The sequence below is a fragment of the Christiangramia gaetbulicola genome, from assembly GCF_003054225.1.
Lineage (GTDB): Bacteria > Bacteroidota > Bacteroidia > Flavobacteriales > Flavobacteriaceae > Christiangramia > Christiangramia gaetbulicola.
Genome location: NZ_QBKQ01000001.1, coordinates 877,576 through 888,784 on the forward strand (window position 1 = coordinate 877,576; position 11,209 = coordinate 888,784).

An 11,209-nucleotide genomic window follows, 5' to 3' on the forward strand; every position below is an offset into this window, starting at 1 on the left:
AGGATTACTGGTGTTTTTTAGAGATCGTTCTTGAAACTAAAAGTATGATCATAAGAACGATCACACAAAGACTGGCCAGCATCACGATCAATGCATTGGCGCTGTCGCCGCTGTTTATATCTTGAAAATCAAGAGCACTGGCGCTAACTCCAATAAATGCAAGGGCTAAAAATATGATGGTATAAATAAAATACTTCATGAGAATAAATTCTGAATATTTGCTGCGAAAAGTTTCACGGCAATAGCAAGTAGTATCACTCCAAAAACCTTTCTAATTACATTAATCCCCTGGGATCCAAGAATCTTCTCGATTCTCGAGGAAGATTTTAGAACCAGGTATACAAATATAATATTGATAAAGATAGCAACAATGATATTTACAGTTTCATATTCTGCCTGAAGGGAAACAAGAGAGGTCATGGTTCCTGCTCCGGCGATCAATGGAAAAGCCAGAGGAACAACGGAAGCCGTTTCTGGTGCATCGTCCTTATAAAGACTAATCCCCAGGATCATTTCTAAGGCCAGAAAGAAAAGGATAAATGAACCTGCCACGGCAAAAGAATTTACATCTATACCAATAAGATTAAGGATCTCTTTTCCCAGGAAAAGAAATACCACCATAATAATTCCTGCCACGATCGAGGCTTTCTCACTCTGTATATGACCTACTTTTTTTCTAAGATCGATAATAATTGGGATGTTTCCAATAATATCTATCACTGCAAAAAGCACCATCCCTGCCGTAAATATCTGCCTGAAATCTAACACTTTAAACATAACTACCTGTTTTCAAAATTGGCGGCAAAAATACTTCAACTTATCTGATTGACAATCGGGTAGCCAAGTTAAATTTATGTAAATTTTATCGGCTTATTTCTTCGCCTTAAAACATAGAAAATTATCTTTGCGCCATGTTTCAATTAGGGAAGACTTTAGTATCAGAGGAGATCATTAAAAATGATTTTGTGTGCAACCTTTCAGCCTGCAAGGGTGCCTGCTGTATCGATGGTGAGGCAGGAGCTCCGGTAGAGCCTGAAGAAAGGGCCATAATGGAAGAAATTTATCCTAAAGTTAAGCCCTACCTTAGAAAAGAAGGCATAGAAGCGATCGAGAAACAGGGAGTTTATATCACCAGGGAAAATGGTGAAATTGAGACTCCGTTGATCAACAATGCAGATTGTGCTTATGTTACTTTTGATGATAGAGGTACCGCTCTATGCGGAATTGAAGAAGCTTACAACCAAGGAGATATCGACTGGAAAAAACCGGTTTCCTGTCATCTTTATCCGGTAAGGATACAGGAATACTCAGCCTTTTCTGCGGTAAATTATCATAGATGGGAAATTTGTGATGATGCCTGTAGCCTGGGAGCAGAATTACAGGTACCTATCTATAAGTTCGTAAAAGATGCGCTTATCAGGAAATTTGGCGAAGACTGGTATAACGAACTGGAAGTGATCGCCAAGGAAATTCAGCCGGAAAAATCCCGATAATCTTAATTTACAGGCGTTTATATTCCTTATTGAATTAAATTTTAGCTATATTTAATCGTCAATTTGAAAGGAAGATCCATTCTTTTCATTTCTCCCCCCATAGAAATATTACAAATGGCAGGATACGTTGTGCTCCTGTTATGACTAAATGATAATTTCAGAATTATAGTTTCATCTATCCCACAGATTTTTATAGGTGGACCAACCAAAAAATTAATTCTGTTTTCTAGAAAACCGGTAATTTTTTTACCGGTTTTCGCTTAGAATAATACCTCATTTCAGCCAATATTTCTATCATTTCCGTCTCTGTTCAAAACGCTTTTACTAAATCTTTCCTTTTTCAGGTTATTAAATTATTAACAATTTATAAAACACTGAATTACAAAACATTAAATATCATTTTAACCATTTCACTACGAAAATTGAGACTTGAGCTGTGTTGAAAACTTTGTTGAAAACGTTTACACCTATTTCTTTCATTATCTGTCTCATTTTTAAATATTTGTTAAAGACTTTTCACTCAGAACCACAAAGACTTAAAAATTTAACAATTATGGCCCAAAACGAACCCATTTTACAAGAGAACAAAGATCGCTTTGTAATCTTCCCAATTAAGCACCATGATATTTGGGATTGGTATAAAAAAATGGAGGCTTGTTTCTGGACCGCAGAAGAGATCGATCTTCACCAGGACCTTACCGACTGGAGTAACAAATTAAGTTCAGACGAGCGTTATTTTATCAAGCATATCCTCGCCTTCTTTGCCGCTTCAGACGGGATCGTGAATGAGAACCTGGCCGAGAACTTCGTAAATGAAGTTCAGTATTCTGAAGCCAAGTTCTTCTATGGTTTCCAGATCATGATGGAAAACATCCATTCTGAAACTTATTCTCTTCTGATAGACACTTACGTAAAAGACGACAAGGAGAAAGACCAGTTATTCAGAGCAATAGAGGTTTTCCCGGCTATCAAGAAAAAAGCAGACTGGGCCCTAAAGTGGATCGAATCTGATTCATTTGCCGAAAGACTAATTGCTTTTGCAGCGGTAGAAGGAATCTTCTTTTCCGGAGCTTTCTGTTCGATCTTCTGGTTAAAGAAACGTGGTTTAATGCCTGGCCTGACTTTCTCTAACGAGCTAATCTCAAGAGATGAAGGAATGCATTGTGATTTTGCAGTACACCTGCACAACCATCACCTGGTGAACAAAGTACCTAAAGAAAAAATACGAGAGATCATTATCGATGCTCTGAACATAGAACGTGAATTCGTTACTGAATCACTTCCGGTTAGTTTAATTGGAATGAATGCCAAGTTAATGACCCAGTACCTGGAGTTTGTTACAGACAGGCTTCTGGTAGAACTGGAATGTGAGAAAGAATACAATGTGACCAATCCATTCGACTTTATGGATATGATCAACCTGCAGGGTAAAACCAATTTCTTCGAAAAGCGCGTAAGCGAATACCAGAAAGCAGGAGTTATGAACAAAGACAAAGAATCAGATGAGATCAGCTTTGATGCTGATTTCTAAAGTGCAACTGCGCTGTGTCCCCCAACGCGGCGCACGTTGACCTTTAATATTTTCATCCGGAATATTTAATTTATTAACACGGCCTAACCAGCCGGAATGGGAATACCAGACCTACTTCCCAGGGGTTTCTTAGCCCGACTAACTAAATTTTTAGCGTATGTATGTAGTAAAAAGAGACGGGAGAAAGGAGCCCGTTATGTTCGACAAAATCACCGCGAGAGTTAAAAAACTCTGTTATGGACTTAACGAACTTGTAGACCCGGTTAAAGTTGCCATGCGGGTGATCGAGGGACTTTATGATAACGTAAGCACCAGCGAACTGGATAACCTTGCTGCTGAGATCGCCGCGACCATGACGACCTCGCATCCAGATTATGCTAAACTTGCCGCCAGGATCTCTGTTTCTAACCTGCATAAGAATACGAAAAAGACCTTCTCTGAGGTAATGACAGATTTATATGAATATGTAAATCCGCGTACCGGAGAAAAAGCTCCTTTACTTTCAGACGAAGTTTATAAGGTGGTGATGGATAACCGTGAAAAACTGGATTCCACCATCATATATAACCGTGATTTCGGCTATGATTATTTCGGATTTAAAACCCTGGAAAGATCATACCTTTTGAAATTGAACGGGGAGATCGCAGAAAGACCTCAGCACATGCTAATGAGGGTTTCTATAGGTATTCACATTGATGATCTGGACGCAGCCATAGAAACCTATGAGCTGATGTCTAAAAAATATTTCACACACGCTACTCCAACGCTTTTCAATTCAGGAACTCCTAAGCCACAAATGTCTTCATGTTTTTTATTAACCATGAAAGACGACAGTATCGATGGTATTTATGATACTTTAAAACAAACGGCAAAGATCTCACAGTCTGCCGGCGGGATAGGACTTTCAATTCACAACGTTAGAGCGACGGGCTCCTACATTTCGGGAACCAATGGGACTTCTAACGGGATCGTTCCCATGCTAAGGGTTTTTAACGACACTGCCCGGTATGTTGACCAGGGCGGCGGAAAAAGAAAAGGTTCTTTCGCCATGTACGTTGAGCCATGGCATGCAGATATTTTTGATTTTCTAGATCTTAAAAAGAATCATGGAAAAGAAGAAATGCGTGCACGTGACCTATTCTACGCTATGTGGATGCCAGATCTTTTTATGAAAAGAGTTCAGGAAGATGGTAAGTGGACGTTAATGTGTCCACATGAATGCCCGGGCCTTTATGACACTTACGGCGATGAATTTGAAAAATTATACGAAAAATACGAGGCTGAAGGAAAAGGCCGAAGAACAATAAAAGCAAGGGAGGTTTGGGAAAAGATCATGGAATCTCAGATCGAGACCGGAACCCCTTATATGCTTTATAAAGATGCGGCGAATAGGAAGTCCAATCAGAAAAACCTTGGAACCATTCGCTCATCCAACTTATGTACAGAGATCCTTGAATATACCAGTGCAGATGAAGTTGCGGTTTGTAACCTTGCTTCTATTGCCTTGCCTATGTTCGTGAAAGGAGATGAATTTGACCACAAGGAGCTTTTCAAGATCACCAAAAGAGTGACCAGGAACCTTAACAAGGTAATAGACAGAAATTACTACCCGGTTAAGGAAGCTGAGAATTCCAACATGCGTCATCGCCCGGTAGGACTGGGAGTACAGGGACTGGCAGATACTTTTATCAAGCTAAAAATGCCATTTACTTCAGATGAAGCTAAAAAACTTAACCAGGAGATCTTTGAAACTCTTTATTTCGCTGCCGTAACCGCTTCCATGGAAATGGCCAAAGAAGAAGGACCTTATTCAACCTTTAAAGGCTCACCTATTAGCCAGGGAGAATTTCAGTATAACCTTTGGGGAATTAAAGATGAAGAGCTTAGCGGAAGATGGGACTGGGCAAAATTGCGCAAGCAGGTAATGAAAAATGGAGTTAGGAACTCCCTTCTTTTAGCGCCGATGCCGACTGCCTCTACTTCCCAGATCCTTGGAAATAACGAAGCTTTTGAACCATACACTTCGAATATTTATACCAGAAGAGTACTTTCAGGAGAATTTATCGTAGTGAACAAACATTTACTGGAAGATCTTGTTTCCAGAGATCTGTGGACAGAAGATGTTAAGAACGCTATTATGCGTAACAACGGTTCTGTGCAGGATATCGACGTGATCCCAGATGACCTGAAAGAGCTTTACAAGACGGTTTGGGAAATGAGCATGAAAGATATTATCGATATGTCGAGGCACAGAGGATATTTCATAGATCAGTCGCAATCGCTTAACCTTTTCATGGAAAATGCGAATTACAGCAAACTGACCTCGATGCATTTTTACGCCTGGAAAAGCGGACTCAAAACAGGAATGTATTATCTTCGAACCAAATCTGCGGTGGATGCTATTAAATTCACCCTGGAAAAAGAAAAGAAAAAAGAACCCGTAGCAGCAGTGTCTGAAGCGCCGGCGAAAGCAGCAGAAAAACTTCAGGCGAAACCTCAACCGGTAATTTCTCATCAATCTGAAGAAGAAGGAGCTTTGTCTCCTGAGGAATTAAGAGCGATCATCGCTCAATCGAAAGAGGCTGAAGGAGACGATTGCCTTATGTGCGGATCTTAAAATTTTGGCTAATTCAAATTTGAATTGAAAAGGGGAGGTAGTTTTTACTTCCCCTTTTTTTTTGAAACACCTGCAAAGCTGATTAAAACTTCTTTTTTATTAAATTCGGGCCCTGAACAGCCAATTCTTATACTGAAAACTTTACAATGAACTGGGAACAACTTCTATCTCTCAAACGTTTTGGAGACACGCATAAAAGATTAAGAAAAGAACAGAACGAAACCAGGCTAGGTTTTGAAGTAGATTATGACAGGATCATATTTTCTTCGGCCTTTAGAAGTTTACAGGACAAGACCCAGGTTATTCCCCTTTCAAAAACAGATTTTGTACATACCAGGCTTACCCACAGCCTTGAGGTTTCGGTAGTTGGGCGCTCTCTAGGAAGACTGGCCGGGCAGAAACTTATAGAAAAACACCCTCATCTTAAGGATACTTTCGGATACCAGATGAACGACTTCGGTGCAATTGTCGCCGCGGCAGCATTGGCTCATGATATTGGCAATCCTCCCTTTGGGCATTCGGGAGAAAAGGCGATTGGCGAATACTTCAGCCATGGAAAGGGAAAACGATTTAAGGATCAACTTTCAGAAAAAGAATTCCAGGACCTGGTAAAGTTCGAAGGTAACGCCAATGGCTTTAAAATACTTACTCAAAACCGTCCGGGGATCACCGGTGGTCTCAGGTTATCTTATTCCACCCTTGGAGCTTTTACCAAGTATCCAAAGGAATCTCTTCCGCATAAACCTTCAAGGAAAATTGAAGACAAGAAATTCGGATTCTTCCAAAGTGAAAGAGCCATTTTCGAGGAAGTGGCTGAAGAACTTGGCTTGAAAAAGACCCGCGAAGGAAAGGATATTGGTTATTCCAGGCATCCGTTAGCATTCCTGGTAGAAGCTGCAGACGATATTTGCTATACCATCATCGATTTTGAAGACGGCATCAATCTTGGGCTTATCGATGAAGATTATGCCTTGGAATACCTCATCAAACTGGTAAAGGACAATATCAATACTTCTAAATATAACCAGCTAAAAAGCACGGCAGACAGGTTAGCTTATTTGCGGTCCCTGGCCATTAATACCCTTATCGTAGAAGCCGCCGACATTTTTATTAAAAACGAAGAGGCGATCCTCAATGGAGAATTCCATGAGTCTTTATTCAATATGAGCCATTACGAAGCGCAGATCAAGGATATCATTAAGATAAGTATTGAAAAGATCTATCAAAGCGAGGAAGTGATAAGCAAGGAGATCGCGGGCTACAGGATGCTCTCCTATCTCCTGGATATTTATACCAGGGCATTGCTTCCGGAAGGAGATGATGAAAATTCTAATTTCACTAAACTCGTGTTGAAATCTGTACCGGAGCTAAACCCATTACAGGATAGCGATTCTGTTTATGAAAAACTGATTGGAATTTGTTCTTATACGGCTTCATTAACCGATGGCATGACCGTAGCCTCGTTCAAAAAATATAAGGGACAAAGTTTATAAGTTCAGAACTCGTAGACGACACCTACACCCAACATTTGTTTTAGCTGAACACGAGGTCCTGAAGTTTCAAGTTTACCATCTCCGTTCGTATCTTCCTTGAACTTTACATCATCGTCATAGCGAATATGTGTGCCCACGTTGGCTTTCACAAATTCGTTCACTTTCATGTTGACGGCCAATTGCCAGTCCACATCTATATTTCCGAATTTATTGAGGTAGTCTGAATACAGGCTCAGCTGGTTATTGACATCTATATTTTCCCAGACCTCTTTGCTATAACCGCTGGTGACCAGGAAACCGAATTCTGTTCTCACATTCTCTCCTTCCCGGAGAATATTACCAAGCTCATCTGTTACTGCCGGTTCCACCCCGAACATTCCTTCATTTGCGAGTCTTTGGTCCAGCACAAAAGTAGATTTAAAGGTTACCGGGGAAAGATAAACGGTAAGGTCCTGCACAGGATCTGAATATTCTGTCCCACCTCCCAGGAAGGTGTAGCCTGGAGCCATGAATCTCGAGATCGCCACCTCGGTATCGGGATATTTATAACCGTTGGAAAACTGTGAGTTAAAACTGAATTTACCTGAGTAATACCAGTTGGAAGTGCTGTCCTGTCTAAAACCAAAGGAAGAATTTATCCTTAACTCATCTTCGGTCTTTCTTATTTCCCGGCCTTCCTGCGCGTTAATTCCATATCTAAGCGAAGCCGAATTCTTCCACATGGTGTAATCCTTTTCGAAATTCCGCTGGAAATTCGCATAGAACAATGCCGAAACAGAATTGTTACCTCCCGAATTCCAGTTCACAAAAGCTACTTCACTAAGATTAACCCCAAAGGTGTTCTTCTCTGTCCAGTAGATCAACATGGAATCTGTATTGGTGGTATCTTTCGCGGTAGTGGCTGTAGTATCAGTTGCCGTAGTGTCTCTTGCCACAAGATGCTTATAATCAGAAGCAAAAGATTTTATAGATGTAATGCAGAATAAGATAAGTAGGATCTGGAACTTCATTTAACTAACACAAGATTTCGGAATTGCAAAAATAAAAAAATCAGCTCATAGATTCGAGCTTTTGCCTTATTCCTTCAACGTGAATTCCGGAAATTTCTTGTAATTGAGCCACACTTCCTTGCTCAATAAATTTATCTGGCACTCCCAAAACCTCGATATATCCTTTAAAATCTAGACTTGCGGCGAATTCTAAAATTTCGCTTCCAAAGCCTCCTTTTTTCACTCCGTCCTCAACTGTAAGAATTTTCGAGAATTTTTTAAAGATCGATTTCATTAATTCCCCGTCCAGAGGTTTCACAAATCTCATATCGTAATGCGCGATATTATCTGGATTACCCATCTTCTCTATAGCAGCTTCTGCATTCGCTGCCATATTTCCTATGCTCAACACAGCGATCTCATTACCTTCCTTTAAACACTCTCCTTTGCCTATCGAAACCTTTTCAAACGGAAGTTTCCATTCTTTCAGAATGCCGCGCCCTCTCGGATATCTAATGATCAATGGAGCATCCAGGCCTAATTGCGCGGTATATAGCAAGTTTCTAAGCTCAACCTCATTTCTGGGAGCTGCGATCATCAAATTTGGAATGGCCCGGGCATAGGCAATATCGAACACCCCATGATGTGTCGCTCCGTCTTCGCCAACCAATCCGGCACGATCCAGGCAAAAAATGACCGGTAAATTCTGTAAGGCCACATCGTGGATTAACTGATCGTAGGCTCTCTGCAAAAAAGTAGAATAGATCGCGCAATACACTGTAAAGCCCTGGGTCGCCATTCCGGCAGATAGGGTCACTGCGTGTTGCTCAGCGATACCAACATCGAAAGCCCTTTCAGGAAAAGCTTCCATCATATACTTTAAAGAACTACCCGTAGGCATTGCCGGGGTGATCCCTATGATCTTTTCATTTTTCTCTGCCAGCTCCACCAGGCTTAGTCCAAAAACATCCTGATATTTTAAAGGCAGGCCGTCGGTATCATATTTTAGTAATTCGCCTGTATCAGGCTCAAACTTTCCGGGAGCATGGTATTTCACCTGGTCCTCTTCAGCCTTTTTAAGCCCTTTCCCCTTCTTTGTGATCACATGCAGGAACTTGGGACCCTTGATGGCTTTCATCTCTATAAGCACCTTTAAAAGCCCTGGCAGATCATGACCGTCTACAGGTCCAAAATATTTAAAATTAAGCGCTTCAATAATATTACTACTGGCCGGCTTATGACCCACGCGTGCTTTGGTAAGATATTCTTTCAAAGCTCCTACGCTGGGATCTATCCCTATGGCATTGTCATTTAAAATGACCAGCAGATTGGCTTTGGTAACCCCGGCATGATTTAAACCTTCAAAAGCCATCCCGCTGGCGATAGACGCATCACCTATTACCGCGATATGCTGTTTTTCGGTTTCTCCTTTAAGGTTAGAGGCTATGGCCATTCCCAGCGCGGCTGAAATCGAGGTAGAGGAATGTCCCACTCCAAAAGTATCATATTCGCTTTCTTCTCTTTTTGGGAATCCACTTAAACCATCCAGCTGGCGGTTGGTATCAAAAATATCCCGTCTACCGGTAAGTATCTTATGGCCGTAAGCCTGGTGACCTACATCCCAAACCAGGAGATCTTCGGGAGTTTGAAAAATATAATGCAGGGCAATAGTAAGTTCTACTACACCAAGACTGGCACCAAGATGCCCTTCTTTGGTCGCAACAATATCTATAATGAACCTGCGAAGTTCCTGGGCGAGTTGAATCAGCTCACTTTCTTTCAGTTTTCGAAGGTCTTCAGGTGTATTTATTATTTTCAGGATCCCGGCCATACCCCGCAAAGTTACATTAAGCAAACTGAATTGTGAACAGAAGCTCGAGATTGAAGGCTCAAAATTTCTATCTTTCGGAAAAATTGAGATCATGCTGTCGCCCTTCAACGATGAATATTTTATGAAAAAGGCCCTGGAAGAAGCCGAATCTGCTTATGAAAAAGGGGAAATTCCGGTTGGCGTGGTCGTGGTGATCAATGATAAGATCATCGCCCGCGGGCACAATCTTACCGAAACCCTGAATGATGTGACCGCTCATGCCGAAATGCAGGCGATCACTGCCGCAGCAAATTTCCTTGGCGGAAAATATCTTCAGAAATGCACCATGTACATTACCCTGGAACCCTGCCAGATGTGTGCCGGAGCACTTTACTGGAGTCAGATCTCTAAAATAGTATTCGCCGCAGAAGATCCACAACGCGGCTACCGAAAATTTGGCGTACAGCTTCACCCAAAGACCGAAGTAAAAACAGGGATCATGCAGGAAGAAGCATCTTCTTTATTAAAAAGATTCTTTATTGAACGACGTAATTTGAATTAGGAAAAGCCTTCCAGTCTATTTCTTAAGGGTTACTTCATCGTGGTTATCGGGATCCAGTCCCGAGGGCATTCCGTTCAATTTATTTCCGTTTACGAACATTTCACCGTTGATGACCTCAAAATTAAATTTATTTTTTGAATCGTGCTGTGGCATGGCCGGCCTGTTAGTCCTGGGAAAGAAAGATACACTAGTAGATTCTCCTGTTTTAAGATCTATCCTGAGTTCTACATCCTGTGGAATAAGATCTGAACTATTCCAGGGCTGAATATGTGCAATGAGAATAGTGTCATTTTCATAGCCCAGGTCAAATGGGTGAAAGGCATATACCGAGTTTGGATAATCAATATCTGACTCTCCCTCGATCATACTTTTTAGATCTGCATCATTTAAGGTATAAATCTTTCTTGCTCCAAAATTGCTGTAAACCTCCAGCTTTCCATTGCTGTTGCTGGTTGGGCTATTGATGTCTGCCATTCCTAAAGCCAGGTAATTAGCATCTGGAGAAGCAGATAATGCATCCAGCCGCCAATTGCCAATGCCAATATCTACATTGGTGGCCTGTACCCGGTCTGGCGGATTGCCTTTATTCGCAAAAGCTGATTTAACGGTCTTTCCTTTCTGGTAGTAGATGTAGGTCATTCCACAGGAAGAAAAAATGAAAATAAAAATTAAGGCTAAAACTGATTTTAGGTAGTGTAGGTTCATATCATTGAA

General features: G+C 41.2%; 10 protein-coding genes. 5 read left to right on the top strand and 5 right to left on the bottom strand.

Annotated elements, in window-relative coordinates:
- Positions 1-4: 4 nt before the first annotated feature.
- A complete protein-coding gene (locus tag C8P64_RS04030) occupies positions 5-199 on the bottom strand; it encodes a hypothetical protein (protein WP_108170750.1) in 195 nt (64 codons plus the stop codon).
- The gene (locus C8P64_RS04035) at positions 196-777 is read right to left on the bottom strand and encodes a MarC family protein (protein ID WP_211307587.1); all 582 of its coding nucleotides are present in this window, start codon (positions 775-777) and stop codon (positions 196-198) included. Before C8P64_RS04035 ends, C8P64_RS04030 begins: the two co-directional genes overlap by 4 nt.
- 134 nt (positions 778-911) lie before the next feature.
- On the opposite strand from C8P64_RS04035, the gene C8P64_RS04040 reads away from it, so the two are divergent.
- The 4 genes from C8P64_RS04040 (at position 912) to dgt (ending at position 7,134) form a co-directional block, all read left to right on the top strand.
- A complete protein-coding gene (locus tag C8P64_RS04040) occupies positions 912-1,493 on the top strand; it encodes a DUF3109 family protein (protein WP_108170751.1) in 582 nt (193 codons plus the stop codon).
- A gap of 553 nt (positions 1,494-2,046) precedes the next feature.
- Positions 2,047-3,024 (top strand): ribonucleotide-diphosphate reductase subunit beta, encoded by a 978-nt coding sequence (locus tag C8P64_RS04045; RefSeq protein WP_108170752.1) that lies wholly within the window; start codon positions 2,047-2,049, stop codon positions 3,022-3,024.
- Positions 3,025-3,181: 157 nt separating this feature from the next.
- A complete protein-coding gene (locus tag C8P64_RS04050; protein ID WP_108170753.1) occupies positions 3,182-5,641 on the top strand; it encodes a ribonucleoside-diphosphate reductase subunit alpha in 2,460 nt (819 codons plus the stop codon).
- Between the two features lie 146 nt (positions 5,642-5,787).
- A complete protein-coding gene (gene dgt / locus C8P64_RS04055; protein ID WP_108170754.1) occupies positions 5,788-7,134 on the top strand; it encodes a dGTP triphosphohydrolase in 1,347 nt (448 codons plus the stop codon).
- Positions 7,135-7,136: 2 nt separating this feature from the next.
- On the opposite strand, the gene C8P64_RS04060 is transcribed toward dgt, so the two are convergent.
- Positions 7,137-8,144 carry a DUF3078 domain-containing protein gene (locus tag C8P64_RS04060; protein ID WP_108170755.1) on the bottom strand — a complete coding sequence of 336 codons (1,008 nt, stop codon included), beginning with the start codon at positions 8,142-8,144 and terminating at the stop codon, positions 7,137-7,139.
- 40 nt (positions 8,145-8,184) lie between these two features.
- Positions 8,185-9,954 carry a 1-deoxy-D-xylulose-5-phosphate synthase gene (locus C8P64_RS04065; RefSeq protein ID WP_108171276.1) on the bottom strand — a complete coding sequence of 590 codons (1,770 nt, stop codon included), beginning with the start codon at positions 9,952-9,954 and terminating at the stop codon, positions 8,185-8,187.
- Between the two features lie 91 nt (positions 9,955-10,045).
- Between C8P64_RS04065 and C8P64_RS04070 the strand changes: the two genes are divergently transcribed.
- The gene (locus tag C8P64_RS04070; protein ID WP_108170756.1) at positions 10,046-10,495 is read left to right on the top strand and encodes a nucleoside deaminase; all 450 of its coding nucleotides are present in this window, start codon (positions 10,046-10,048) and stop codon (positions 10,493-10,495) included.
- A 15-nt stretch (positions 10,496-10,510) separates the two neighbouring features.
- Here C8P64_RS04070 and C8P64_RS04075 read toward each other — a convergent pair whose 3' ends face one another.
- Positions 10,511-11,200, bottom strand: a complete 690-nt coding sequence (locus tag C8P64_RS04075; protein ID WP_146167175.1) for a hypothetical protein — start codon at positions 11,198-11,200, stop codon at positions 10,511-10,513.
- Positions 11,201-11,209 lie beyond the last annotated feature (9 nt).